Source organism: Pseudomonas sp. GCM10022186 (genome assembly GCF_042656385.1).
In the GTDB taxonomy this organism is placed as follows: Bacteria; Pseudomonadota; Gammaproteobacteria; order Pseudomonadales; family Pseudomonadaceae; genus Metapseudomonas.
On record NZ_JBHSOU010000016.1, the window covers coordinates 102,713 to 128,556 of the forward strand.

Consider the following 25,844-nt stretch of genomic DNA (forward strand, 5'->3'; position numbering starts at 1 on the left):
AGAGCACGCGCTCAGGGGTGGCCGGCGCGTCGATCTGCGGCTGCACCTTGTAGTCGCCCAGGCTGGCCACTGCGTCCTTGATGGCGCACCAGACGGCGATGCCGAGCATGAAGGGCGGCTCGCCCACGGCCTTGGAGTGGAACACCGTCTGCTCGGGGTTCTTGCGGTTCTCCACCAGCTTCACCCGCAGGTCGATGGGCATGTCGGCGATGGCCGGGATCTTGTAGCTGGCCGGGCCGTTGGTCATCAGCTTGCCCTTGGCATTCCACACCAGCTCTTCCATGGTCAGCCAGCCCATGCCCTGGACGAAGGCGCCTTCCACCTGGCCGATGTCGATGGCCGGGTTAAGCGACGCACCCACGTCATGCAGGATGTCGGTGCGCAGCATCTTGTACTCGCCGGTCAGGGTGTCGACTATGACTTCGGCACAGGCCACGCCATAGGCGAAGTAGTAGAAGGGGCGGCCGGCTGCCTTGTCGCGGTCGTAGAAGATCTTCGGCGTGCGGTAGAAGCCGGTGCTGGAGAGTGAGATCTGGTTGAAGTAGGCGAGCTGGATCATTTCCTCGAAGGAGAGGTAATGGTCGCGCACGCGCACCTGCTCGTTCTTGAACTCGACATCCTCGGCGGTCACCTTGAAGTGGTTGGCGAGGAACTCCACCAGGCGGCCTTTGATGGTCTCGGCGGCATTCTGCGCGGCCTTGCCGTTCAGGTCGGCACCGGAGGACGCGGCGGTTGGCGAGGTGTTGGGGACCTTGTCGGTGTTGGTGGCGGTGATCTGGATGCGGCCGATATCCACCTGGAACACCTCGGCCACAACCTGGGCGACCTTGGTGTTCAGGCCCTGGCCCATCTCGGTGCCGCCATGGTTCAGATGGATGCTGCCATCGGTGTAGATGTGCACCAGCGCGCCGGCCTGGTTGAGGAAGGTGGCGGTGAAGCTGATGCCGAATTTCACCGGGGTCATCGCCAGGCCTTTCTTCAGCACCGGGCTCTTCTCGTTGAAGGCGCGGATCTCTTCGCGGCGCTTGGCGTAGTCGCTGCTGGCCTCCAGCTCGGCGGTCATTTCGGCGAGCATGTTGTGCTCGACGGTCTGGTAGTAGTGGGTGACGTTGCGCTCATCCTTGCCGTAGTAGTTCAGCTTGCGCACGTCCAGCGGGTCCTTGCCCAGGTGGCGCGCGATGGCGTCCATGATCTCCTCGATCGCGACCATGCCCTGCGGACCGCCGAAACCGCGGTAGGCGGTGTTCGATGCGGTGTTGGTCTTGCAGCGGTGACCGTTGATGGTGGCGTTTTCGAGGAAATAGGCGTTGTCCGAGTGGAACATCGCGCGATCGACGATGGAGCCGGACAGGTCCGGCGAGTAGCCGCAGTTGCCCGCCAGTTCCAGCTCGATACCGCTGAGCAGGCCGTTGTCGTCGAAGCCCACGTCGTATTCGACGTAGAAGGGGTGGCGCTTGCCGGTGATGGTCATGTCTTCCATGCGCGGCAGGCGCATCTTGGTCGGGCGCCCGGTGTGGTGGGCGATCACCGCACACAGGCAGGCCGGGCCGGCCGCCTGGGTTTCCTTGCCGCCGAAGCCGCCGCCCATGCGGCGCATGTCGATGACGATCTTGTGCATCGGCACGCCCAGCACCTCGGCCACCAGCTTCTGCACTTCGGTGGCGTTCTGGGTGGAGGTGTAGACGATCATGCCGCCGTCCTCGGTAGGCATCACCGAGGAGATCTGGGTTTCCAGGTAGAAGTGTTCCTGGCCGCCGATATGCAGGGTGCCCTGCAGGCGGTTCTTCGCGCTGGCCAGGGCGGTGGTGGAATCACCGCGCTTGTGCTGGTGGCTGTCCAGCACGAAATGCTTCTTGCGCAGGGCGTCGACCACGTCCAGCACCGGCTCCAGGTCCTCGTACTCGACGATCGCGGCCATGGCCGCCTTGCGTGCGGTTTCCAGGCTGTCGGCACCCACGGCCAGGACCACCTGGCCGACGTACTCGACCTTGCCGTCGGCGAGCAGCGGGTCACCGGCCACCACCGGGCCGATGTCCAGCTGGCCGGGCACGTCCTTGGCGGTGATGGCGATGGCCACGCCGGGGAACTGGTAGCAGGGCGTGGTATCGATGCGGGTGATGCGCGCATGGGCGCGGTCGCTCATGCGGGCGTAGACGTGCAGCTGGTTGGGGAATTCCAGGCGGTCGTCGACGTACACGGCCTCGCCCGAGACGTGCTTGGGCGCGCTCTCGTGCTTGACGCTCTTGCCGACGCCGGTGGTGATGTCGGCGCGGAACAGTTCCGCCAGTTCTTCCTGGGTTCTGTGATGAAAGTGATTAGACATAGGCGGTCACCCGGGTTTCGACTTCTGGGGATTGCAGCTCGAGGAAGAACTTGCGCAGCAGGTTCTGGGCGGCCAGCAGGCGGTATTCCTTGCTGGCGCGGAAGTCCGTGAGCGGGGTGAAGTCCTGGGCCAGGGCCGCGCAGGCGCGCTCGACGGTGCCCGGATACCAGGCGGCGCCGATCAGGGCCTTCTCGCAGGCGCTGGCGCGCTTGGGAATGCCGGCCATGCCGCCGAAGGCGACGCGGGCCTTGCGCACCTGGCCATTCTCGATCACCAGGTTGAAGGCGGCGCAGACGGCGGAGATGTCGTCGTCCAGGCGCTTGGACACCTTGTAGGCGCGGAAGGCCTGGTTTTTGCGGGCGCGGGGCACGCGGATCTTCTCGATGAACTCCGCTTCCTGGCGGGCGGTGACCTTGTAGTCGAGGAAGTATTCGTCCAGCGGCAGGATGCGGGTCTGGTTGCCCTTGCGCAGGACGATCTCGGCGCCCAGGGCGATCAGCAGCGGCGGGGCGTCGCCGATGGGGGAGGCGTTGCCGATGTTGCCGCCCAGGGTGCCCTGGTTGCGGATCTGCAGGGAGGCGAAGCGGTGCAGCAGTTCGCCGAAGTCCGGGTACTCGCGGGCCAGGGTCTCGTAGCAGTCGGACAGCGGCGTGGCGGCGCCGATCTCGATGAAGTCGGCGGTTTCCTCGATGCGCTTCATGGCCTCGATGTGGCCGACATAGATCATCACCGGCAGTTCGCGGTGGAACTGGGTGACTTCCAGGGCCAGGTCGGTGCCGCCGGCCAGCAGGCGGGCCTGCGGGTTGGCGACATAGAAATCGGCCAGGTCGGCCACGGTCAGCGGTACCAGGCAGCGCTTGTCGCCGCTGTTCAGCTCGGCGGTCTCGCGGGGGGCGATGGCTTTCAACTGGGCGACGGTCTGGGCCTCGGCGGCGTCGAACTGGTCCGGCTGCTTCTGGCAACAGGCCTGCTCTGCGGCGTCGATGATCGGGCGGTAACCGGTGCAGCGGCACAGGTTGCCGGCCAGGGCTTCCATGGTCTGGGCCTTGTCGTAGCCGCTGCTGTTCTTCTGCAGGGCGAACAGCGACATGACGAAACCGGGGGTGCAGAAGCCGCACTGGGAACCGTGGCAATCCACCATGGCCTGCTGCACGGAGTGCAGTTGGCCCTGGTGCTTGAGGTCTTCCACGGTGATCAGTTGCTTGCCGTGCAGCGAAGAGACGAAGGTCAGGCAGGAGTTGAGGGTGCGGTAGCGGATGCGGTCCCCCTCCAGCTCGCCGACGACCACGGTGCAGGCACCGCAATCGCCCGAGGCACAGCCTTCTTTGGTACCGGGTTTGCCGACATGCTCACGCAGGTAGTTGAGCACCGTGATATTGGGATCGAGGGCATGCTCGGTGCGCAGCTCCCGATTGAGTAAAAACTGGATCAAGGACGACCTCCAGGCACTTTATTGTTTTTACGAGGGCTCGTATGGCGGCAAATTTAGAATCGTCTGACTTGCGGGTCAACAAATATTTGACTCAGAAGTCAGGAAAGAGTCATGGCTTTCGGTTATTAGCCCGCCGCGCCCGCTCTGTCTCAAGGTTCAAGCGCATTTCGTGCCACCTGTCCATAAGTGTAGGAAAGGGCGGGGAGGGCGCCCGTCCGCGGGTGTTTTTCCTGTAGGGGCGAATTCATTCGCCAAGCAGGCCGAAGGCCTGCCCTTGAGCGGGGCGGGGCTGCTCTGCCCCCCTTGGCCAATGAATTCGCCCCTACAAGAGCTGTTGCTGCCTTGTGATAGACTCCGCCGCCTGCCGCACGCTCTGCGGCACAGTCGGAAATTTCCCCCAATCGCTCTTGCGCGCCCTGCCCGTACCCGTAGTACTGTCAGCGCCGGAGCCTTGGCGCGGGAAAGCCCCGGCGCGGCGCACAATGTCCCCAGTTCGAAGGAAAACCATGACGTTCAAGGCATCGGACAGCCTCTCCGAGCAGATCGCCCATCACCTGGCCGAGCGCATCATCCGCGGCGAGCTGAAGGAGCGGGAGCGCATCCAGGAACAGAAAGTCACCCAGGCCATGAATGTCAGCCGGGGGTCGGTGCGCGAGGCGCTGCTGATCCTCGAGCGCCGCCACCTGATCAACATCCTGCCGCGCCGTGGCGCCCAGGTGTCCGAGCTGACGCCGCAGCACGTGCGCAGCCTCTATACCCTGATGATGGAGTTGTACATCCTGCTGGCCTACGCCGTGGCCGAGCGCTGGTGCAGCGAGGAGGAGCTGGAGCCTTTCCGCGCCATCCAGCAGCGCCTGGCAGAGGCTCGCCAGCGCGAAGACATCTTCGCCTTCGTCGATGCCAGCTTCGCCATCATGCAGGCGGCCTATCCCTTCGCCGACAACCCTTATCTGCAGCAGACCCTGGAAAACCTGCGGCCGGCCATCGCCCGTACCTACTACATCGCCCTGGAGCGCCGTCGCGGCCAGATGGGCCAGTTCGGCGAGGTCTTCGACGAGCTGCTGCTGGCGGTGATCGCCCGCGATCAGGCGAAGATCCGCGACGTGCTGAGGGGATACAGCCAGCAGAACTGCGAGCTGGTGCTCGCGGCCCTGGCCGAGCGTTGAGCGGAGCGCACCGATGCGGCTGAAATGCATCAAGCTGGCCGGGTTCAAGTCCTTCGTGGACCCGACCACGGTCAGCTTCCCCAGCAACATGGCGGCCGTGGTCGGCCCCAACGGTTGCGGCAAGTCGAACATCATCGACGCCGTTCGCTGGGTAATGGGCGAGAGTTCGGCGAAGAACCTCCGTGGCGAGTCGATGACCGACGTCATCTTCAACGGCTCCAACAGCCGCAAGCCGGTGGCCCAGGCCAGCATCGAGCTGATCTTCGACAACTCCGACAACAGCCTGGTGGGCGAATACGCCGCCTTCGCCGAGATTTCCATTCGCCGCCGCGTCAGCCGCGATGGCCAGAACACCTATTTCCTCAACGGCACCAAGTGCCGCCGTCGCGACATCACCGATATCTTCCTCGGCACCGGCCTCGGCCCGCGCAGCTACTCCATCATCGAGCAGGGGATGATCTCCAAGCTGATCGAGGCCAAGCCCGAGGACCTGCGCAATTTCATCGAGGAAGCCGCTGGGATCTCCAAGTACAAGGAGCGCCGCCGCGAGACCGAGAGCCGCATCCGCCGCACCCAGGAGAACCTGGCGCGCCTGACCGACCTGCGCGAGGAACTGGAGCGCCAGTTGGAACGCCTGCACCGCCAGGCCCAGTCCGCCGAGAAATATCAGGAGTACAAGGCCGAAGAGCGTCAGCTCAAGGCCCAGCTCGCCGCCCTGAAGTGGCGGGCGCTGAACGACCAGGTCGGCCAACGCGAGGCGGTGATCGGCAACCAGGAGGTCAGCTTCGAGGCCCTGGTGGCCGAGCAGCGCAACGCCGACGCCGCCATCGAACGCCTGCGCGATGGGCACCACGAACTGTCCGAACGCTTCAACCAGGTGCAAGGCCGCTTCTATTCCGTGGGCGGCGATATCGCGCGGGTCGAGCAGAGCATCCAGCATGGGCAGCAGCGCCTGCGCCAATTGCAGGACGACCTGCGCGAGGCCGAGCGCTCGCGCCAGGAAACCGAATCCCACCTGGGCCACGACCGCACCCTGCTCGCCACACTGGTCGAGGAGCTGGACATGCTCGGCCCGGAACAGGAGATGAGCGCCGCTGCCGCCGAGGAAGCCGCCGCCCAGCTGGAAGAAGCCGAAACCGGCATGCACAGCTGGCAGGAGCAATGGGATGGCTTCAACCAGCGCAGCGCCGAGCCACGCCGCCAGGCCGAGGTGCAGCAGGCGCGCATCCAGCAGCTGGACCAGAGCCTGGAGCGCCTGCTGGAGCGCGAGCGTCGCCTCAACGACGAACGCGCACAATTGGCCGCGGACCCGGAAGACGCGGCGGTGCTGGAGCTGAGCGAAGAGCTGGCCGTGGGTGAGATGCGCCTGGAAGAGCTCCAGGCCGCCGAACAGGGCCTGGCGGAGCGTCTCGACAGTCTGCGTGAAGAACTGCAGCAGGCCAGCCAGGCCCAGCAGCAGGCCCAGGGTGAATTGCAGCGCCTGAACGGTCGCATCGCCTCGCTGGAGGCCCTGCAGCAGGCCGCGCTCAACCCCGGCAAGGGCGCCGCCGAATGGCTGCGCGAACAGCAACTTGCGGATCGCCCGCGACTGGCCGAAGGGCTGCGGGTGGAGCAGGGCTGGGAGCTGGCGGTGGAAACCGTGCTCGGCGCCGACCTGCAAGCCGTATTGCTGGATGATTTCAACGGCCTCGACCTCGCCGGCTTCAGCCAGGGCGAACTGCGTCTGGCCAGCTCGGGCAAGGGTGGCGCGCGGGCGCCGGGCAGCCTGCTGGATAAGGTGGAAGCATCGCTGGACCTGGCGCCCTGGCTGGCCAAGGTCCTGCCGGTGGAGAGCCTGGACCACGCACTGGCCCGTCGTGCCGGCCTCAGCGACGGCGAGAGCCTGATCAGCCGCGATGGCTACTGGGTCGGTCGCAATTTCCTGCGGGTGCGTCGCGCCAGTGAAGCGGAGAGCGGCCTGCTGGCGCGGGGCCAGGAGCTCGAGCGCCTGCATGCCGAGCGCGAAGAACGCGAAGCCGCCCTGGAACAACTGGAGGAGCGCCTGCAGCAGCTGCGCAACGGCCAGCGCCAGCAGGAAGAATCCCGCGAGCAACAGCGCCGTCAGTTGCAGGAAGAATCCCGCAGCCTGGGCGAACTCAAGGCCCGGCTGTCCGCCCAGCAGACCAAGGTCGAGCAGTTGGCCCTGCGTCGCCGCCGCCTGGAAGACGAACTCCGCGAGCTGGACGAGCAGCGTGCGCTGGAGCATGAACAGCTGGGCGAAGCGCGCCTGACCCTGCAGGACGCCCTGGACGCCATGGCCACCGACACCGAGCAGCGCGAGAAGCTGCTGGCCGAGCGCGATGGCCTGCGCGAGCGCCTCGACCGTATCCGCCAGGACGCTCGCCAGCACAAGGACCATGCCCACCAACTGGCCGTGCGTGTCGGTTCACTGCGGGCGCAACACGATTCGACCCGCCAGGCCCTGGAACGCCTGACCCTGCAGTTCGAGCGCCTCAACGAGCGTCGCGAACAGCTCAGCCTGAACCTGGAGGAGGGCGCCGCCCCGCTGGAGGAGCTGCGTCTGAAGCTGGAGGAGCTGCTGGAGAAGCGTCTGGGGGTTGAAGAGGAGCTCAAGCAGGCGCGCCTGGCCCTGGAAGACGCCGACCGCGAACTGCGCGACGCCGAGAAGCGCCGCACCCAGGCCGAGCAGCAGGCGCAACTGCTGCGCGGCCAGCTGGAGCAGCAGCGCCTGGAATGGCAGGCCCTGACCGTGCGCCGCAAGACCCTGCAGGACCAGCTCCACGAGGATGGCTACGACCTCCACGGGGTGCTTGCGACGTTGCCGGCCGAGGCCAGCGAAGGCGCCTGGGAAGAAGAGCTGGAACGCCTTGCCGCACGCATCCAGCGCCTCGGGCCGATCAACCTGGCGGCCATCGACGAATACCAGCAGCAGTCAGAGCGCAAGCGCTACCTGGACTCGCAGAACGACGACCTGGTGGAAGCCCTGGAGACCCTGGAAAACGTCATCCGCAAGATCGACAAGGAAACCCGCAACCGCTTCAAGGAAACCTTCGACCAGATCAACGCCGGCCTGCAGGCGCTCTTCCCCAAGGTTTTCGGTGGCGGCCATGCCTATCTGGAGCTGACTGGCGAAGACCTGCTGGACACTGGCGTCGCCATCATGGCGCGGCCGCCCGGCAAGAAGAACAGCACCATCCACCTGCTGTCCGGCGGGGAGAAGGCGCTCACCGCGCTGGCCCTGGTATTCGCCATCTTCCAGCTCAACCCGGCGCCCTTCTGCATGCTGGACGAAGTGGATGCGCCGCTGGATGACGCGAACGTCGGCCGTTATGCGCGCCTTGTGAAGGAAATGTCGGAGAAGGTGCAGTTCATCTATATCACCCACAACAAGATCGCCATGGAAATGGCCGACCAGTTGATGGGCGTGACCATGCACGAGCCGGGATGCTCGCGCCTGGTGGCGGTGGATGTGGAGGAGGCGATGTCGATGGTCGAAGCCTAGCGGAGCAGGCGGATGCGAACTCCTGGCGAGGTCGGGGATCAAATTCGCATCGCCTTCGCTGTAAGCCTCTATCAGAGGTTTCTCTGCTGGGCTGGTCGTGCTAGCTTTATGCCCAATTTTGTCGCACGTGGAAAACGCCATTCAGAACATGGAGTTGGGCGCCACGTTTCAGGGGACGGGATGTCCTTTCTTCACCATTGTTATCGTTTGCATTTTTTCACTAGGGGACACTGGACTACATGGATATCGGTCTGCGCGAGTGGCTGATTGTCATTGGCATCATCGTGATTGCCGGCATTCTGTTCGATGGCTGGCGCCGCATGAGTGGCGGCAAGGGGAAACTCAAGTTCAAGCTGGATCGCAGCTTTTCCAACGCCCCGGACGATGATGAAGATCCGAACCTGCTCGGCCCGGCACGGGTCAAGGAGCACTCCCACGAGGAGCCGTCGCTGGACGAGTCCGACCTGCCGTCCCTGAGCGCCCGCGAGCCCGGCAAGCGCCGCGGCGAGCCCCAGCAGGGCGACCTCAACCTGGACGAGCCGGTGCCGACCCTGCTCAACCCGGTCGACGAAGGCAAGAAGAACGGCAAGCCCCATCCGCAGGTGCAAGTCCAGGAAGTTCCGGTGGAGGAAGTCCTGGTCATCAACGTCGTCGCCCGCGACGAAGGTGGCTTCAAGGGGCCGGCCCTGCTGCAGAACATCCTGGAAAGCGGTCTGCGCTTCGGCGCCATGGACATCTTCCATCGCCACGAAAGCATGGCCGGCAACGGCGAAGTGCTGTTCTCCATGGCCAACGGTGTCAAGCCCGGCACCTTCGACCTGGACGACATCGACCACTTCAGCACCCGCGCGGTGAGCTTCTTCCTCGGCCTGCCGGGCCCGCGCCATCCGAAGCAGGCCTTCGACGTGATGGTCGCCGCCGCCCGCAAACTGTCCCAGGAACTGAACGGCGAACTGAAGGATGACCAGCGCAGCGTGATGACCGCGCAGACCATCGAACACTATCGCCAGCGCATCGTCGAATTCGAGCGCAAGCACCTGACCCACAAGCGCTGACCCAGCGCCCAGTCGACGAAAGAGCAGCCCCGGCTGCTCTTTTTGTTTCACGAGATAGAGCCTGACCATGACCGATGCCCAAACCGCCGCCGAACGCATCCTCGCGCTGCGTTCCGAACTGGATGAGCACAACTACCGCTATTACGTGCTCGACGAGCCCAGCATCCCGGATGCCGAGTACGACCGCCTGTTCCGCGAGCTGCAGGCCCTGGAAGCCGAGCACCCGGAGCTGGTGACGCCGGAGTCGCCGACCCAGCGCGTGGGGGGCGAGGCGCTGAGCGCGTTCGGCGAGGTGCGCCACGAGGTTCCCATGCTCAGCCTCGGCAACGCCTTCGAGGAAGAAGACCTGCGTGCCTTCGATCGTAATGTGCGCAGCGGTCTCGGCTTGCCGGCCGGTGACCTGTTCGGTGGTGGCGTGGAAGTCGAATACAGTTGCGAGCCCAAGCTCGACGGCCTGGCGGTCAGCCTGCAGTACCGCAACGGCCAGCTCGTGCGCGGCGCCACACGTGGCGACGGCAGCACGGGCGAAGACATCAGCGCCAACGTGCGCACCATCCGCAACGTGCCGCTCAAGCTGAAAGGGCAGGGCTGGCCAGATCTGTTGGAGGTGCGTGGCGAGGTCTACATGCCCAAGGCCGGTTTCGAGGAGTTGAATGCCCGCCAGGCGGAAGCTGGCGGCAAGACCTTCGCCAACCCGCGCAACGCCGCCGCCGGCAGCCTGCGCCAGCTGGACCCGAGGATCACCGCCAGCCGGCCCCTGGAGTTCTGCTGCTACGGTGTCGGCCAGGTCAGCGGCGAACTGCCGTCGACCCAGGTGGGCTTGCTCGAGCAGCTCAAGGCCTGGGGCGTGCCCATCAGCCGCGAGCTCAAGCTGGCCCGCGGCGTGGAGGCCTGCCTGGACTACTACCGCGATATCGGCGAACGGCGCATGAGCCTGCCCTATGACATCGACGGCGTGGTGTTCAAGGTCAACAACATCGAAGACCAGCAGCAACTGGGCTTCCGCGCGCGCACCCCGCACTGGGCCGTCGCCCACAAGTTCCCGGCCCAGGAAGAGCTCACCGAACTGCTGGACGTGGAATTCCAGGTGGGCCGTACCGGCGCCGTGACCCCGGTGGCCCGGCTCAAGCCGGTGCAGGTAGCGGGTGTGACCGTGTCCAACGCCACCCTGCACAACATGGACGAAGTGGCGCGCCTGGGCCTGATGATCGGCGACACCGTGATCATCCGCCGCGCCGGTGATGTGATCCCGCAGGTAATGCAGGTGGTGGTCGAGCGCCGTCCGGCCGATGCGCGCCCGGTGCATGTCCCCGAGCAATGCCCGGTATGCGGTTCGGCGGTGGAGCGCACCCAGCTGGTCAAGCGCGGCAAGGGCAAGGAAACCACCAGCGAGGGTTCGGTCTATCGCTGCGTCGGCCGCCTGGCCTGCGGCGCCCAGCTGAAGCAGGCGATCATCCACTTCGCTTCCCGTCGCGCCCTGGATATCGAGGGCCTGGGCGACAAGATCGTCGAGCAGTTGGTGGACGTCGGCCTGGTTGCCTCGCCCGCCGATCTCTACACCCTGACCTACGAGCAGGTGGTGGAGCTGGAGGGGTTCGCCGACGTTTCCAGCCGCAACCTGATCAACGCCATCAAGGACAGCAGCCGGCCGAGCCTGGCGCGTTTCATCTACGCCCTGGGCATTCCCGACGTGGGCGAGGAAACCGCCAAGGTCCTGGCGCGCGCGCTGGGCTCGCTGGCGCGCATCCGCGAGGCGCTGCCCGAGGTGTTGACCTACCTTCCGGATGTTGGCCTGGAGGTGGCCTCCGAGATCCACAATTTCTTCGCCGACACGCACAACCAGCAGGTGATCGAAGCCTTGCTGGAGCGCGGATTGAGCTTGCAGGAGGAGGGCGAGCTCAGTCCCGAGTTCGCCGCCTGCGCAACCTTGCCGGGCTTCGTCGACAAGCTGAATATCCCGTTCATCGCCGCCACGGGCGCCGAGAAGCTGGCCAAGAAGTTCGGTTCCCTGGAAGGCATCATCAAGGCCGACTGGCTCGACCTGCGCCAGGTCGAGCGGCTCAACGAGAAGGCGGCGAAGTCGCTGCGCGAGTTCTTCGACAATCCCGCCCATGTCGAGCGTGCGGCGCTGATCGAAAACCAGTTGCGCAAATTCGGCATGCACTGGGAAAGCGAGAAGAAAGCCGTGGAAGGCCTGCCGCTGGCCGGGCAGACCTGGGTGCTGACGGGCACCCTGGAAGTCATGAGCCGGGATGTGGCCAAGGAGAAGCTGGAAGCCCTGGGGGCCAAGGTGGCGGGATCGGTGTCCGCCCGTACCCACTGCGTGGTGGCCGGGCCGGGAGCTGGCTCCAAGCTGGCCAAGGCCAATGAGCTGGGCGTCCGCGTGCTGGACGAGGAGCAGTTCCTCGCCGAACTGGCCGCCTTGCGAGGAGCTAAACGCTGATGCTAAGCGCTGCCCTGTCGAGGTTCACGACGGATTGCGGCGCGGGTGCACGCGCCGCGGGTATGGGTTGCAGGTTCTGGCGATATTCACTGGGCGTACAGCCGGCCAGTTGCTTGAAGGATCGGGCGAAGTAGGAGGGGTCCTTGAAGCCGGCCTCGTAGCCGATGCTGGTCACGGGCATCTGGCTGTTTTCCAGAAGCTGCTTGGCGTAATCCATGCGCTTGCCGAGGATGTATTCCATGAAGCCCACCCCGTTGACTTCCTTGAACAGCCGGCTGAAGCGAAAGGGGGTCATGCCGCAGCGCTGTGCCAGCTCCTTCTGGTCCAGGCTGTCGCGGAAGTGCTGGTCGATGTGCAGCATGATCTTGCCCAGCGCCCGGTGTTTCTGGTGAGTCGACGTCAGGCGAATGCTGTCCGGTAGCGGCGGGCTGCGGTCGAGCAATGGCTTTCGTCCGAGACTGGTGACCGAGCGACGCACCTCATAGAGCTGTTTGAGGGATTGGAGGTAGCGATTCCGCTCGTTATCGGAAAGGGGGAGTGCCACGTAATCCCATACCCGGGAACGCATTGCCCACACCGCCAACTCTTCGGAATGCTGGATGGTGAACATGGTGATCGGAGTGGACGGTCTTGCGCGCTTGATCTCCAGCAGCAGATTGAGACCTGCGATATCCGGTTGATCGAAGTGGATACAGACCATATCTATCTGTTGCCAGTGTTCCGTTGCCAAGTCGCCAGGCTCTCTTGAGAGCAAACACTCGCAACCGGGTTGGAATTGCTGGATGAGCTTGGCGGTCGACCTGTCATGAGTAAGGTCGACCCAAAGCAGCCGCGGCTTTCTCGTGGAACTGGACTGCATACACTCACCCCCACCAAGCAGGTTGCTCCTCTTGCCAAGCAGTATTGTCATTGTGCTATTAGTCTAAAGAACTGTTGGAAATAGAAAGGCTAAAATTCTCCTGCCTTTTGTTCTACCCAGGCTTGGGGGGCCCGATTTTGGGGGCTTCGCTCGTCCCAACTCCGTTGGTCGCCCGACAAACCGCTGCGAGAGTTGCGCTCCACGCATGCATCTCCCAGGTCCAGAATCTGCCGGTGTAGAGTTTTCTGGATGCAGATGCCCCTTTGTGGGGCGTGCTCTTCCTGCAATCGCCGATCCAGGCATGGGGCGCTCGTTCTGTGCGTTTGTAGCCGGCTGCCGTGCTACTTCCGAGAGGCTTGCTCCTGCTGTTTTTGCCGGAGTTGGTTTTCAGGCGCTGTTAGTACCTTATCAAGGTCTGCAATGACCCCCTGCAGCCAGAAGCGCGGTTGTAAAGGCTCGTGAGTGTTGTCGACATAGCGGGCATTGTTCGCTGCCAAGCCAGGAAGGTCTCGGAATACGATACTGAGCAGCAACATCATTGCCAGTGCTTGCACCAGAATCCAGGTTCCGCGAAATATGGGGGCGGGTGATCCTGGTGGTGAGGCTGCCGGATTCAGACCAAGCAGCCAGCCGCCCAGGATTGCAAGCCAGAGTTGAGTAGTCGGCATCACCAGCACGCCATCTACCATGGAGAGCGTCAGCGTTGCCGCAATGCTTCCCGACAGGCAGACGCGAAGGGTGTCAGGCGAAGTGCGGGAGTCGGCTGTTGCACTCAGTAGGCGATAGGTGTTCCGTGCGGCCAGGAACACGAGAGCTGTGACCGCGATAGCGGAGGGAATACCCCATTCGGATGCCCACTGCAGCAATGCCTGGTGCGGGTGGGTCGCCACGGCATTGTAATGGTCGGCAAAATGCATCGGGCCAAAACCGAGCCACGGCCGTTCCATCATCATGTCAATCGCCTGCTTCCAGATCACTTCGCGCATGGACAACGAAGTAGTCAAACGTTCTGACACGTGTGCTTTTATGTCTATGTCCAGCCAGGCTGGTATCGCCGAAAAAAGTACCAAGTAGATCAACAAGCCGATTGCGCTGAAACGCAACTGCAATATGCTCCACCGTCGTCCAGTGCTGCCTGTCAGGCTTAGCCATACACCGGCAGCAACCATGGCCAGTGCAAGCCCCCGTGAAGCGCTGGTGATAGCAGCGGCCCACCAGAGTGCAGACAGGATCGAGACTGCCACGACCTCATTGCGTGAGGCCCCTTCGCGCAATAGAGGGAAGATCATCATTGGAAGTGTAAGGGCAAGGAATTGTCCGAAGAAGCGTGGATTAGAGAAACCCCATAAGGTCTTGTACGCTGAGAAAGGTGATAGTTCCTTTGAAAGCATTTGCTGATAAATGACAAAATAAAGAACAAGAATGGAGGTTATTACTATATAAATGGTATTTATTAGTGTTTCGTCCAGGCTCTTGCCATTCTCTCTCCTTATTGACGCGAAAAATCTGCAAAGGGCAATGCTGGATACAACAAGGCTCACCTCGGCCAATGCCCATAAGATATGTCTTGCCAGCAGGGCGGAAGCCACGCCGGAAAGCAGAAGAGCCGCCAAGCACCAACGAGGTATGGAGCCAATAAGCGGAGAAGCGACTGGCTCGTTGGTTAATAAGTAGGTACTGCTCAGAAAACACAGGGTAAATACAATGATCTGACTCACTCGTTGCTGGTCGTGCCAGTCGGATGCACACCATAGAAACAAAGGCAAGGAGGCGGAAACTATCAAGATGATGCGCAGGGTTGTTGTGCTGAGCGCGTGATTAGTTGTCGCCTCTGATTGTATTTCCTGCATGTCATTCCCCGCCTTGAAGGTTGTTGATGGGGTGACTAAAAGTCAGATTTGAGCTTTGCAGAGCATCGCACAATCCGCAAATCCATTGGGAGGTCCGCCTAGCCATGGGCGCGTGGATCGGGTCCGCCCGTACTGACGCGGAAAGATGAGTGAAGCGTTTCCAAACTTGCACGCGAGATTAGGGCCCAATCCACTGTCCGGTGTGGCTCTGCATGTGACGGATGTTCCCAGGATAGTCGCTGCGAGGCGCCAGCAGGCAGCGTGAGCGCTGTTATGTGCTTGAAAATCAAGTAGCTTTCAGCGTTTTTGCGGCACGACCGGGGGGTGCTTGCAAAAAAATCCTAACGATCTGCAAAAAACTCCTAACTCTCCACCGAGTCCGGGGGCTAGGGTCGATTCAGGCGGGGCGAGTTGTGCCGCTGAACCCTTGAACAAACAACAAGTGAATAAGGTGGGCGAAATGACTTTTCAAGATATCAAGGTTGCTGTGATGAGATTTGTTAACGATGAAGATGGCCTGACTGTGGTGGAGTATGCAGTGGCGGGCGGTCTTATTTCCCTGGCTGTAGTTACTGCATTTACTGACCTGGGTACTGCGGTAAAGACCGTGATTGAAGACTTGGAAGACGCAATTTCTAGCTGATCCATCTGTCATGTTCTTTGGTTTACCGCGGAGGTGGCATTTATGGAAGTATTGATGAGCACCTCCGCAGTAATCTTGCTTTGCATTGCAGCTGTTTCCGATGTCAGTTCATGCCGCATCCCGAATACCCTGATATTGCTCGGGCTGGCAACTTCATTTGCCTTTCATGCGGGGTGGGATCAAGTCGATGGCTTGATTGCCTGGGGTAGTGGCCTAGCTGTCGGGTTACTGTGTTTTCTACCGTTTTATGCCTTGGGTGGAATGGCCGCAGGAGATGTCAAATTAATGGCTATGGCTGGAGGCTTTCTCGGGCCACTGGCTGCCTTTTGGTCGGCTTCCTTTAGTTTGATGGCTGGTGGTGTGTTGGGGATCCTGATTCTTGCCTACAAAAGACAGTTGTTCCGCTTCTTGAAGAGGTATTGGGCAATGGCAAGTTTGCGTACCTATATTCGGCCCGAAACGGGTGACGCCTCGCGGCAGCACTTTCCCTACGCCATCGCGATATTGTTCGGGACATTGATCAGCGTCTTCTGGCTGCCTTCCGGCCAGTAGCGGGAGACCATTCATGTATGCCATCAGTGACAGCGATGCCTATCCCTGTGACCGGGCTGCAGTTCAGAGCCTGGCACCGCAGCCGCGGACTATCCGTGAAACCGGCTTGACGGACAATTTCCTCGGCGACCTGGTATGCAAGCATCTGCACGATGCCGGTGTGCTGGATATGCCACGACTGGTGGAGCGCCTGGCACTGACCGGGGCGGTGCTGGAAGAAGTCCTTGCCTTCCTGCGCAAGGACGGGCGCATCGAGGTGCTGGGCCAGGCAGGTGGGCAGGGATTGCGCTATGCCTTGACCGAGCGAGGGCGCAATGCCGCTCGCGATGCCCTGGCCCGTAGCGGCTACATTGGCGCCGCACCCTATCCGATCAGCGCCTACCGCTCCCTGCTTAAGGTGCAGACCATTCACCACGGCCGGATTACCGCCAGGGACATGCAAATGGCTTTCCACGGCGTGGTCCTGGCGGAAAGCATGCTCGACCAACTCGGGGTGGCCATGAACTCCGGCCGCGCCATCATGATTTACGGGCCGGCGGGCACCGGCAAGACCTATATCAGCAGCCGCCTGATCCGGTTGTTCGCCGAGGCGGTGTGGGTGCCCTATGCCATAGTCGTCAACGAATCGGTGATCGAGATCTACGATCCCCAGGTTCATCAGCGTCTGGATGAGGGCGAGCAGAACAAATTGCTGCTGGACGAGGGGATCGATCGCCGCCTGCTATGCTGCAAAAGACCCATAGTGATCACGGGTGGCGAGCTCAGCATGGAACAGCTGGATATCCGCTACGATCCCTTTTCCCGCCTCTACCAGGCCCCCTTGCAGCTGAAGGCCAGCAATGGCCTATTCATTATCGACGACATGGGGCGCCAGCGCATGGCGCCGGCCGAGTTGCTCAACCGCTGGATCGTGCCCATGGAAGAGAAGCGCGACTTCCTCAACCTGGGAGGCGGGCGTCATTGCGAATTGCCGTTCGACCTGATCCTGGTGTTCTCCACCAACCTCAATCCGCTGGAACTGGCCGATGAGGCCTTCCTCCGGCGCATCGGCTACAAGCTGCATTTCACCTACCTGCAACCGGAAGAATACGAGCGCATCTGGCGTCAGGAGACCGAACGCCTGGGCATCGCTTATGACCCGGTACTGCTGCGTTATGTGCTGCAGGGCCTCTACGAGGAGCAGGGTATGCCGCTGGTGCCCTGTCACCCGCGGGACCTGCTAGGCATGGCTCAGGATCGCCATAACTACTTGGGAGAAACTGGCCCGCTGTCGCCCCGCGACCTCGACTGGGCCTGGAAGAACTATTTCGTCCAGCTCGATTTCCTTGGATAAGGAGACACCGACATGAGTGCCCGTACCCTGACCCTGGTTGCCCTGTCGCTGATCCTCGGCCTGGGCGCCGCCTGGATGGCCAACAACTGGCTGAGTGCCAAACTCAATGCCAGTCCGGATGACAACCTGCAGGCCGTGGTGGTGGCCACGGTGGAGATCCCCTTTGGGCAGATGATCGAGGCACAGCAGGTGACCGTCGTGCGCATGCCCAGGGACACCGTGCCGGACGATGCCTTCGACGCCACCGATAAGGTGGTGGGCAAGATCGCTACCTTCTCCATGCTGAAGGGTGACATGTTGCGCCAGGCGCGGGTGGCCGAACACCTTGGTGGGAGCACCCTGGCTTCGTTGATCGCCTCGGACAAGCGCGCAGTGTCGGTGCGGGTCGACGATGTGGTGGGCGTAGGTGGATTCCTGCTTCCCGGCAACCGGGTTGATGTTCTGGCTACCAAGCAAAATGCAAACAATAGCGCCGAGTCCAAGACCATCCTTCAGGACCTGCGGGTGCTGGCAGTGGACCAGACCGCCAGCACCGACAAGACCCAGCCAGTGGTGGTCCGAGCCGTGACTCTGGAGATGACGCCCAAGGAAGCGGAGGTCTTGGTCAAGGCCATGAGCGAAGGACGCCTGCAATTGGCCCTGCGCAACCCGCTGGACGACCAGAAAAAGCAACCGGAGGCCGTGGCCGTAGCCGATAAGCCGGCCACCTCTCCAATCCCGCCCAAGCCGGTGGTGCGGCGCAGCATCGGCGGGGGCGGGGGCGTGATCATCATCCGCGGTACCGCAGTGAACATGGCAAAGGCGCAGCTGTAGTGCAGTCAGCCACCGACCATCTGTTTTGTTCGGCGTCCAGGTAATCGACCCGTCACGCAAGGAGAGGGATATGCATAGCATTCGGAAATTCGGCTCGTTGGCGGTGTTCCTGCTTGGCTTGACGATGCTGCCGGTTCCACTGATCGCGGCTCAACCTGCGGGAATGGCAGCGGCCATGCCTGCGGCCAACAACGGCAGCATCCAAGTACCCATCTACAAGTCGCGGCTACTGACGACGCGGGTACCGGTAAAACGGATCTCGGTGGGCAACCCGGAGATCGCCGACATTCTGATCACCAGCCCGACCCAGCTCTACCTGCTGGGCCGCTCCCTGGGCAGCACCAACGTGATGCTCTGGGACAATAGCAATCGTCTGATCGATAGCATGGATCTGGATGTTGTGCATGACCTCAGCGGCCTCAAGGACAAGCTGCACCAGCTGTTGCCGAACGAACGCATCGAGGTATTCAGCGCGCAGGGGTCTCTGGTGCTGCGTGGCCACGTGAGCAGTGCCGCGGTGATGGACACCGCGATCAAGGTGGCCAAGAGCTATGCCGCCCAGACGGCCAGCGTTGTGCAAGGCGAAGGTGAAGCTGCCAAGGCCGCGCCGACCCAGACCCTGGAGGTGATCAACCTGCTTACAGTGGGTAGCAGCCAGCAGGTGATGCTGGAGGTTAAGGTGGCGGAGATGCAGCGCAGCCTGTTCAAGAGCCTGGATGTGCGCTTCAACGCCCTGGACTTCGGTTCTTCCAGCCGTTGGTCCACCGGCGGCTTCAACAATGGCCAGGGGTTGGGCTTCGACGCGGATGGCAATATCGATCCGACCACGCTGATAGGTTCGGGAAAGGGCTTCCTCGCCCAGTTCCTCTCGGACGAGTTCCTCTTCAACGTAGTGCTTGAGGCCGCCAAGGACAATGGTTCGGCCAAGGTGCTGGCCGAGCCTACTCTCACCACCCTGAGCGGACAGCAGGCGGAATTCATTTCCGGTGGCGAATTCCCGGTCCCGATCACCGAGGATGACGGCATCACCATCGAGTTCAAGGAGTTCGGGGTAGGGGTGAAGTTCCTGCCGGTAGTGGTGGATGCCGGGCGCATCAACCTCAACCTCAATGTGTCGGTCAGCGAACTGTCCAATGCCAATGCCCTGTCGCTGGATACCGGGCTGGAGAGCATCCTCGGCGAGGGGGTTACCCAGGTCATTCCTTCGCTGACCAAGCGCAGCGCCCAGTCCACCGTCGAGCTGGGCAACGGCCAGACCATCGCAATCGCGGGACTGATCAGCGAGAACACCCGCGACTTCGTCAGCCGCTTCCCGGGCCTGGGAGACCTTCCGATCCTGGGGCATCTGTTCCGCAGCCAGCAGTTCCAGAATGGTGAAACCGAACTGGTAATCCTGGTGACTCCGCATCTAGCCAAGCCGATAGATGCGCGGACGGTGCGCCTGCCTACCGAGAAGTTCGTCGAGCCCAGCGACCTGGATTTCTACCTGCTCGGCAAGACCAAGGGGCGCGAGCCCGGGCGCCCAGTGCCGGTCAGCCTCGGCGTCAGCGAAGGCCGGTTTGGCCACGATCTCAAGTAAGCGGAGGCTTGACCATGAAACTGATCATCCCGTTCTGCCTGATGGCACTGTCCTGCGGTTGTGTCATGTCCTACGAGGAAGGCCGGGTTGGCACCCTCGGCTACAGCGTCTACCAGACCACCTACCAGCAGATCGCCGACAAGGAGCGGGCAGCCAACCCCGGCACCGAGGTTTCATCCGTCGGCAGGGATGGCCCGGTAACGGAAAATGCCATGGACGGATATCGGGGGGTGACCGGCGACGCCAAGGCGGTCAGCCAACCGATCCAGATCAATATCGACAACTGAGGGCCCGGCCATGACCCCGCGTATCCAAAGGGCGTTCGTTTCGCCGCCGGGGCACCAGCGGGGTGCAGTACTGGTGCTGGTGGTGTTTGCCCTCCTGGCGATCCTGGCAATGGCTGCGCTGGCCCTAGATGGCAGCCATATGCTGGTTAACAAGACCCGGCTGCAGAATGCGGTGGATGCCGCAGCCCTGAGCGGTGCCAAGACCCTCAGTCAGGTAATGGGTGCCAGTGATGCCGCAACCCTCACACAGACTGCCGCGCGGGCCACGCTGAGCCTGAACGCTGCGGCATCCGGCAACAAGGAGTTGGCCACTGCCATGGTCGGCAAGCCGGGCTTCGCTGTTGTGGAACTGTCGAACAGTGTCTATGGCCCATTCTCCTTTCCGGGGCCCACAGATGCACGTTATGTGCGTGTTTCGGTGCCGAATTACCCGTTAGCCGGCTTCTTCTGGGGCATCCTGCAGGCCATCGGCAATGGCGCCTCCCCGACCAAGGCGGTGGCAGCCATCGCGACGGCCGGTCCCAGTCCGACCAGCCCCTGCGACCTAGCGCCCTTGATGGTTTGCGGAAACACCGCAGCGGGTCAGCACAATCCGCAGAATGGCCTGTACTGGGGCTATCGCTTCGGCGACCTGGAGGTGCTGAAGAGCGCGAAGAACAATACCTCGGGCATTGGCCCAGGCAACTTCCAGTTGCTCGATTTCGGTTCCGGCGGCAACACGGTCAGGGACGAACTGGCCGGCGGCGGAACCGTCTGCCCGAACATTGGGGAAAATGTCGCCACCAAGCCCGGCAATACCGTCGGCCCATCGGTGCAGGGTTTGAATACCCGTTTCGGCGAATATAGCGGGCCCGTCAATGCCCAGGACTACCCGCCGGACCTGGTCACGGACTACAACAAGCTTGGCAATGGCCAGCCCGCCCTGGCGCCGGACCTGGACAATGACACCGTGTCCCATACAGGCACGGGTGGCGGGCTGGTCAGCGCGGATAGCTCGGGCAATCTCAGCACCGCTGGTGGAACCGCACTATTTGACTACAACGACTGGCACAGACAAACGGCTGCCTGCGTCGCCAATCCACAAGGCTCGGGTTGCCGGAGCAACGGTGTATTCGAGCGGCGGATGCTGAAGATCGTCATCGGTCAGTGCACCGGCACCGATGGTGGTACGGCATCGGTACCAGTGCTTGGATTCGGTTGCTTCTTCGTGCTGCAACCCATGGAGCAGCAGGGCGGGCAGGCCTGGATCCTCGGCCAGTTCGTCCGCGAGTGCGAGGGCGACGACCAGCCTGGTCCGAATCCGGTGACCGAGAGCGGCCCGCAGATCATTCAGCTGTACAAGACCTTTCTCACCAACAGCACGACACCGAGCGATGACTCGTAGGAGGTGTCATGGGACGTTTCGTGTTCAAGGGGGCGCAGGCCCAGCGCGGGGCGGCCATGGTGGAATTCGCCATTAGCCTGCCGTTGCTGCTTTTGCTGCTCTTCGCCATCGGCGAGTTCGGCCGGCTGTTGTACCAGTACAACAGCCTGCTGCAGGCCAATCGCGATGCGGTGCGATACGTGGCGGGCAAGGCCTGGAACTCGACCCTGGGGACTGTCGCACTCAGCGCCCAGTTGCAGACGGAAACCAAGAACTTGGCTGTTTACGGCCGGCCCGTGGTGTCGTCGGGCAGCTCGCCATTGGTGCCGGGCCTGACTACGGGAAACGTTCAGGTCACGGTCGTAGGCACTAACCATGTCCAGGTCCGCACCAGTTACAGCTTCGTGCCGATTCTGGGTGGAGGCATTCCTGCATTAATCGGCAGCCGCGTATCGCTCGGTTTTCCCCTGGTCGCCACCACTGTCATGAGGGCCCTGTGATGAACGCGAGAAACATGCGCGGGGTATACGTGGTGGAGTTCGCCATCATCGGACTAATGTTGTTCATCCTGCTGTTCGGCATTCTGGAGATGGGGCGCCTGTACTTTACCGTCAACGCCTTGAACGAAACCGTGCGGCGCGGTGCTCGCCTGGCCGCTGTGTGCGATATCAGCGATCCGGTCATTCTGCGTCGGGCGATCTTCAATGCGGCCAACGATGCCGGTGCAAGCGACCTGATCGTCAACCTGGAAACTGCCGATGTTGCCCTGACTTACCTGGACGAGAATGGCGCACTGGTGGCCAGCCCGAACAACCTGGTAAGTGCCAATGGCTTTCGTGCCATCCGCTACGTGCAACTGCGGGTGGAAAACTTTACCTTCGATCTGATGATTCCAGTGCTCGGCGGCACCATCACGCTCCCGGTCTTCAGGTCGATCTTGCCCCGTGAAAGCCTTGGCCGCCATGCTGAGACGGGGGTCTCGCCGGGGATCACGCCATGTTGAACAGTCAGGAAGCTCCCATTACCACTTCCTCGAACAGACAGGGGCTGCGCCTACTGATCAGTAGTCGCGACGCTGCGGCGCTGCGTCACCTGCAAGGCTGCTGCCAGCGCCTTTCCGGTCTGAACGTGAATACACGCCTGGTGACCAATGGCCACACCGACCCTCTCTACGGCCTGGAGCAGATGCCCGATTTCCTGCTGCTGCGCGTCAGCCACTTGTGGCGTGAGGAATTGGCTGCCCTGTTGCAACGGCCGGTGCAGGAGCGGCCTCCGCTGCTGGTATGCGGTCCGTTGAACGAAAGAGAAGGCATACGCCTTGCCATGCAGGCCGGCGCCCGGGACTTCCTGCCCGAGCCGGTTGCGGAAGATGAACTGGTGGCGGCACTCGGGCGCATGATGATGGAGACGCGTACCAGCACTGCCACAGGTGGCAAGCTGATTGCCGTCATGAACGCCAAGGGCGGTTCCGGCGCTACGCTGGTGGCTTGCAATCTGGCCCAGCAGCTCAGCACCCGGGGCGGCACCACCCTGTTGCTGGATCTGGACCTGCAGTTCGGCAGTGTGGCCCATTACCTCGATGTGCAGACTGCCCACAGTCATCTTGATGTGCTGCGGCAGGTGGACGAGTTGGATAGCGTGGCGCTGCGTGGTTTCTGCAGCCACTTCAGCCCCAGCCTGCATGTGCTGGGCGGACGCTCCAGCGAATTGTGCCTCTCCCAGGATGTGCGCCTGGAGCAACTGGAGGCGCTGCTGCGCCTGGCGCGCAGTACTTATGACTGGGTGGTGGTCGATTTGCCACGGCAGATCGACCACCTCACCGGCGTCACCCTGGAGCAGGCCGACCGGGTCTACATCTTGGTGCAACAGAGTTTGAGCCATCTGAAGGATGCGACCCGCCTGGTGCGCATCCTGCGGGACGACTTGGGCGTACAGGGCGATCGTCTGCAGGTGGTGGTCAACCGTTACAACAAGGCTTCGCCGGTGAGCCTCAAGGACATCGCCGAGGCATTGCGCTGCTCGGAACTGCAGAAGCTGCCCAACGACTATGCAGTGGTCAGCGAAAGCCAGAACACTGGCGTACCTCTTGCGGTCCATGCGCCGCGCGCCCAGGTGACGCTCGCCATGCGTGAACTGAGTCAGGAGCTGCTCGGTGCCGAAGAGGCAGGGCAGGGCTTGCTGAAACGTACCTTCGGCCGACTGTTCGGGAGATAGACCATGCTCAGCGAATTTCGCAATCGCCTGCGCCAGCACTCCAGCAAGAGCGTTGCCGATACTGGGGACGAGCAAACCGGGCCCGAGGGCGGGAACAATCCGCTGATGGCCTGGGAAATCTGTACGCCGGATACGCCCTACGAAACCAGGACCCATCTCAGCCCGGTAGAGGCTGAATGGCGAGAAAAGACCTACCAGCAATTGCTCAAGGTCATGGACCTGTCCTTGCTGGACTCCCTTGAACCGGCCGAAGCGGCGCGGCAGATCCGCGAGATCTGCCTGCGCCTGCTGGACGAGAACTCGGCGCCTGTGAGTTCCGGCTGCCGTCAGCTGATCATCAAGCAGATCACGGATGAAGTACTCGGACTTGGGCCCCTGGAACCGCTACTGGCTGACCACAGCGTGTCGGATATTCTGGTCAATGGCCATGCCTCGGTCTACGTCGAGCGCCATGGCAAGCTGCAGCGTACCGATGTGCGCTTTCGCGACGATCAGCACCTGTTGAACATCATTGATCGGATCGTTTCCAGCCTGGGGCGGCGTATCGATGAATCCTCGCCACTGGTGGATGCGCGCCTTAAGGATGGTTCGCGGGTCAATGCGATCATCCCGCCGCTTGCCATCGACGGACCGAGCATGTCGATTCGCCGTTTCGCCGTGGACCTGCTGAGCACCGACAGCCTGATCCAGATGGGTACGCTGACGCCGGCTGTCGCCCTCGTACTCAAGGCAATAGTGCGCGGCCGCATGAACGTTCTGGTATCTGGCGGTACAGGTACCGGCAAGACCACCATGCTCAATGTGCTGTCCAGTTTCATTCCGCACAACGAGCGTATCGTCACCATCGAAGACTCGGCCGAACTGCAGTTGCAGCAACCCCATGTGGTGCGCCTGGAAACCCGACCGGCGAACATCGAGGGCCGTGGCGAAGTGAACCAGCGCGAGCTGGTGCGCAACAGCCTGCGCATGCGCCCGGATCGCATCGTCATAGGCGAGGTGCGCGGTGCCGAAGCACTAGACATGCTGACGGCGATGAACACCGGGCACGATGGATCGCTTACCACCATCCATGCCAACACCCCACGCGATGCCCTGGGACGGATCGAGAACATGGTGTCCATGACCGGCGCCACCTTTCCGATCAAGGCTATGCGCCAGCAGATCGCCTCGGCCATTGACGTGGTGATCCAACTGGAACGCCAGGAAGACGGCAAGCGGCGGCTGGTGAGCGTGCAGGAAATCAACGGCATGGAAGGCGAGATCATCACCATGACCGAGATCTTCGGCTTCGAGAGGCGTGGTATCGGTGAGCATGGTGAGGTGCTGGGCGACTTCCGCCCCACCGGCATGGTGCCGGCTTTCCGCGATACCCTGGCCAAGCGCGGCATCGAGTTGCCGCTGAACCTGTTCCGCCCGGAATGGATGGAGGCTTAGCTGTCATGAGCCAGATCCCAACAGAGTTCATTCTGATTTTCCTTGGAATGGTATTCGTCGCGGTCTTTCTCCTCAGCCAGGGCCTGGTGGTGCCCGTCTTCGGCGAGGCGAGCAAGGTCCGCAAGCGAATACGTGAACGGCTGGGTGTACTGGAGCATGCGAGCAACCTGCCGAACATGCAGACAGTATTGCGGCAGAAGTACCTCAAGCGCCTGTCGCCAATGGAGGCTGTCCTGGAACAGTTTCCCTTCATGGAGCGCCTGGCGCAGTTGATCGAGCAGGCCGGTTATGAGTACCGCGCGTATCGGGTCTTGCTGCTAGGGGTGGCGCTGGCGCTGCTGGTAGGTGTCGGGCTCTGGTTGGTGTTGAAGCTCTGGTGGGCAGCCCTGATCGTCGCGGCGGTGGTGTTCTGGATCCCGGTGCTGAAGATTGCCAGTGATCGTGCGGGGCGTTTTGCCGCCTTCGAGGAAGGTCTGCCAGATGCCTTGGACGCCATGTGTCGCGCATTGCGCGCCGGGCACCCCTTCAACGAGACCCTGCGTCTGGTGGCAGAGGAGCACAAGGGGCCGGTGGCTCACGAGTTCGGTCTGACCTTCGCCGATATCAACTATGGCAATGACGTGCGCCGCGCGATGCTGGGCTTGCTGGAGCGCATGCCGAGCATGACTGTGATGATGATGGTGACCTCGATACTGATCCACCGGGACACCGGTGGGAACCTGACGGAGGTGCTGGAGCGGCTGGCAAGTCTGATTCGCGGACGCTTCCGCTTTCAGCGCAAGGTCAAGACGCTGTCAGCAGAGGGGCGCATGTCGGCCTGGATCCTAGTCGCCATACCCTTCGTGCTCTCCGCGGCGATCATGGTGACGACGCCCACCTACCTGCCCATTCTGATCAACGAACCCTTTGGGCAAAAGCTGATAATGGCGGCTTTCGTTGCGATGCTGGTGGGTATCTTCTGGATCCGCAAGATCATCCGGATCCAGGTTTGAGCAT

At 62.3% G+C, this 25,844-nt stretch carries 20 protein-coding genes; 16 read left to right on the plus strand and 4 right to left on the minus strand.

The window, feature by feature from the left end:
- Both xdhB and xdhA read right to left on the minus strand, forming a co-directional pair.
- Positions 1–2,323: xanthine dehydrogenase molybdopterin binding subunit (xdhB, locus tag ACFPU0_RS09255; RefSeq protein WP_377692628.1), on the minus strand; the 2,323-nt coding region annotated here is incomplete at its 3' end.
- On the minus strand, positions 2,316–3,755 hold the full coding sequence (xdhA, locus tag ACFPU0_RS09260) for a xanthine dehydrogenase small subunit (protein WP_377692629.1): 1,440 nt from the start codon (positions 3,753–3,755) through the stop codon (positions 2,316–2,318). The genes xdhA and xdhB, both read right to left, overlap by 8 nt.
- A 506-nt stretch (positions 3,756–4,261) precedes the next feature.
- On the opposite strand from xdhA, the gene ACFPU0_RS09265 reads away from it, so the two are divergent.
- From ACFPU0_RS09265 to ligA, 4 genes are all read left to right on the plus strand, one after another.
- Entirely contained in the window at positions 4,262–4,921 is a 660-nt protein-coding gene (locus ACFPU0_RS09265; RefSeq protein ID WP_377692630.1) for a GntR family transcriptional regulator, read from the plus strand.
- Positions 4,922–4,934: 13 nt separating this feature from the next.
- Positions 4,935–8,423: a chromosome segregation protein SMC gene (gene smc, locus ACFPU0_RS09270; protein ID WP_377692631.1), complete on the plus strand. Its 3,489-nt coding sequence runs from the start codon at positions 4,935–4,937 to the stop codon at positions 8,421–8,423.
- A gap of 239 nt (positions 8,424–8,662) precedes the next feature.
- Positions 8,663–9,478 (plus strand): cell division protein ZipA, encoded by an 816-nt coding sequence (gene zipA / locus ACFPU0_RS09275; RefSeq protein ID WP_377692632.1) that lies wholly within the window; start codon positions 8,663–8,665, stop codon positions 9,476–9,478.
- 67 nt (positions 9,479–9,545) lie between these two features.
- Positions 9,546–11,921 carry an NAD-dependent DNA ligase LigA gene (gene ligA, locus ACFPU0_RS09280; RefSeq protein ID WP_377692633.1) on the plus strand — a complete coding sequence of 792 codons (2,376 nt, stop codon included), beginning with the start codon at positions 9,546–9,548 and terminating at the stop codon, positions 11,919–11,921.
- Here ligA and ACFPU0_RS09285 read toward each other — a convergent pair.
- Together ACFPU0_RS09285 and ACFPU0_RS09290 are read right to left on the minus strand one after the other, a co-directional pair.
- On the minus strand, positions 11,911–12,780 hold the full coding sequence (locus ACFPU0_RS09285; protein ID WP_377692635.1) for a helix-turn-helix domain-containing protein: 870 nt from the start codon (positions 12,778–12,780) through the stop codon (positions 11,911–11,913). The genes ligA and ACFPU0_RS09285 overlap by 11 nt on opposite strands.
- 341 nt (positions 12,781–13,121) lie before the next feature.
- Positions 13,122–14,630 carry an O-antigen ligase family protein gene (locus ACFPU0_RS09290; protein WP_377692637.1) on the minus strand — a complete coding sequence of 503 codons (1,509 nt, stop codon included), beginning with the start codon at positions 14,628–14,630 and terminating at the stop codon, positions 13,122–13,124.
- Between the two features lie 460 nt (positions 14,631–15,090).
- Between ACFPU0_RS09290 and ACFPU0_RS09295 the strand changes: the two genes are divergently transcribed.
- The 12 genes from ACFPU0_RS09295 (at position 15,091) to ACFPU0_RS09350 (ending at position 25,840) form a co-directional block, all read left to right on the plus strand.
- On the plus strand, positions 15,091–15,273 hold the full coding sequence (locus tag ACFPU0_RS09295; protein ID WP_377692639.1) for a Flp family type IVb pilin: 183 nt from the start codon (positions 15,091–15,093) through the stop codon (positions 15,271–15,273).
- A 42-nt stretch (positions 15,274–15,315) separates the two neighbouring features.
- Positions 15,316–15,825: an A24 family peptidase gene (locus ACFPU0_RS09300; protein WP_377692640.1), complete on the plus strand. Its 510-nt coding sequence runs from the start codon at positions 15,316–15,318 to the stop codon at positions 15,823–15,825.
- A 13-nt stretch (positions 15,826–15,838) separates the two neighbouring features.
- Entirely contained in the window at positions 15,839–17,158 is a 1,320-nt protein-coding gene (locus ACFPU0_RS09305; protein WP_377692641.1) for an AAA family ATPase, read from the plus strand.
- 12 nt (positions 17,159–17,170) lie between these two features.
- Positions 17,171–17,971 carry a Flp pilus assembly protein CpaB gene (gene cpaB, locus ACFPU0_RS09310; protein ID WP_377692642.1) on the plus strand — a complete coding sequence of 267 codons (801 nt, stop codon included), beginning with the start codon at positions 17,171–17,173 and terminating at the stop codon, positions 17,969–17,971.
- 70 nt (positions 17,972–18,041) lie between these two features.
- Complete coding sequence (locus ACFPU0_RS09315) at positions 18,042–19,550, plus strand: type II and III secretion system protein family protein (protein WP_377692643.1); 1,509 nt, start codon at positions 18,042–18,044, stop codon at positions 19,548–19,550.
- Positions 19,551–19,564: 14 nt separating this feature from the next.
- A complete protein-coding gene (locus tag ACFPU0_RS09320) occupies positions 19,565–19,837 on the plus strand; it encodes a hypothetical protein (protein WP_377692644.1) in 273 nt (90 codons plus the stop codon).
- Positions 19,838–19,847: 10 nt separating this feature from the next.
- On the plus strand, positions 19,848–21,221 hold the full coding sequence (locus ACFPU0_RS09325) for a Tad domain-containing protein (RefSeq protein ID WP_377692645.1): 1,374 nt from the start codon (positions 19,848–19,850) through the stop codon (positions 21,219–21,221).
- Between the two features lie 8 nt (positions 21,222–21,229).
- Positions 21,230–21,700, plus strand: coding sequence for a TadE/TadG family type IV pilus assembly protein (locus ACFPU0_RS09330; RefSeq protein WP_377692646.1), 471 nt, complete (start codon positions 21,230–21,232; stop codon positions 21,698–21,700).
- The gene (locus ACFPU0_RS09335) at positions 21,700–22,203 is read left to right on the plus strand and encodes a TadE/TadG family type IV pilus assembly protein (RefSeq protein WP_377692647.1); all 504 of its coding nucleotides are present in this window, start codon (positions 21,700–21,702) and stop codon (positions 22,201–22,203) included. Before ACFPU0_RS09330 ends, ACFPU0_RS09335 begins: the two co-directional genes overlap by 1 nt.
- A complete protein-coding gene (locus ACFPU0_RS09340) occupies positions 22,197–23,414 on the plus strand; it encodes an AAA family ATPase (protein ID WP_377692648.1) in 1,218 nt (405 codons plus the stop codon). Before ACFPU0_RS09335 ends, ACFPU0_RS09340 begins: the two co-directional genes overlap by 7 nt.
- Positions 23,415–23,417: 3 nt before the next feature.
- Entirely contained in the window at positions 23,418–24,848 is a 1,431-nt protein-coding gene (locus ACFPU0_RS09345) for a CpaF family protein (protein WP_377692649.1), read from the plus strand.
- Between the two features lie 5 nt (positions 24,849–24,853).
- Positions 24,854–25,840, plus strand: a complete 987-nt coding sequence (locus ACFPU0_RS09350) for a type II secretion system F family protein (RefSeq protein WP_377692650.1) — start codon at positions 24,854–24,856, stop codon at positions 25,838–25,840.
- Positions 25,841–25,844: the final 4 nt, after the last annotated feature.

Excerpts from the sequence above, each read along its gene's own strand:
- ACFPU0_RS09265 (WP_377692630.1), top strand. The coding sequence starts at position 4,262 with ATGACGTTCAAGGCATCGGACAGCCTCTCCGAGCAGATCGCCCATCAC.
- smc (WP_377692631.1), top strand. The coding sequence starts at position 4,935 with ATGCGGCTGAAATGCATCAAGCTGGCCGGGTTCAAGTCCTTCGTGGAC.
- zipA (WP_377692632.1), top strand. The coding sequence starts at position 8,663 with ATGGATATCGGTCTGCGCGAGTGGCTGATTGTCATTGGCATCATCGTG.
- ligA (WP_377692633.1), top strand. The coding sequence starts at position 9,546 with ATGACCGATGCCCAAACCGCCGCCGAACGCATCCTCGCGCTGCGTTCC.
- ACFPU0_RS09285 (WP_377692635.1), bottom strand. The coding sequence starts at position 12,780 with ATGCAGTCCAGTTCCACGAGAAAGCCGCGGCTGCTTTGGGTCGACCTT.
- ACFPU0_RS09290 (WP_377692637.1), bottom strand. The coding sequence starts at position 14,630 with ATGCAGGAAATACAATCAGAGGCGACAACTAATCACGCGCTCAGCACA.
- ACFPU0_RS09295 (WP_377692639.1), top strand. The coding sequence starts at position 15,091 with ATGACTTTTCAAGATATCAAGGTTGCTGTGATGAGATTTGTTAACGAT.
- ACFPU0_RS09300 (WP_377692640.1), top strand. The coding sequence starts at position 15,316 with ATGGAAGTATTGATGAGCACCTCCGCAGTAATCTTGCTTTGCATTGCA.
- ACFPU0_RS09305 (WP_377692641.1), top strand. The coding sequence starts at position 15,839 with ATGTATGCCATCAGTGACAGCGATGCCTATCCCTGTGACCGGGCTGCA.
- cpaB (WP_377692642.1), top strand. The coding sequence starts at position 17,171 with ATGAGTGCCCGTACCCTGACCCTGGTTGCCCTGTCGCTGATCCTCGGC.
- ACFPU0_RS09315 (WP_377692643.1), top strand. The coding sequence starts at position 18,042 with ATGCATAGCATTCGGAAATTCGGCTCGTTGGCGGTGTTCCTGCTTGGC.
- ACFPU0_RS09320 (WP_377692644.1), top strand. The coding sequence starts at position 19,565 with ATGAAACTGATCATCCCGTTCTGCCTGATGGCACTGTCCTGCGGTTGT.
- ACFPU0_RS09325 (WP_377692645.1), top strand. The coding sequence starts at position 19,848 with ATGACCCCGCGTATCCAAAGGGCGTTCGTTTCGCCGCCGGGGCACCAG.
- ACFPU0_RS09330 (WP_377692646.1), top strand. The coding sequence starts at position 21,230 with ATGGGACGTTTCGTGTTCAAGGGGGCGCAGGCCCAGCGCGGGGCGGCC.
- ACFPU0_RS09335 (WP_377692647.1), top strand. The coding sequence starts at position 21,700 with ATGAACGCGAGAAACATGCGCGGGGTATACGTGGTGGAGTTCGCCATC.
- ACFPU0_RS09340 (WP_377692648.1), top strand. The coding sequence starts at position 22,197 with ATGTTGAACAGTCAGGAAGCTCCCATTACCACTTCCTCGAACAGACAG.
- ACFPU0_RS09345 (WP_377692649.1), top strand. The coding sequence starts at position 23,418 with ATGCTCAGCGAATTTCGCAATCGCCTGCGCCAGCACTCCAGCAAGAGC.
- ACFPU0_RS09350 (WP_377692650.1), top strand. The coding sequence starts at position 24,854 with ATGAGCCAGATCCCAACAGAGTTCATTCTGATTTTCCTTGGAATGGTA.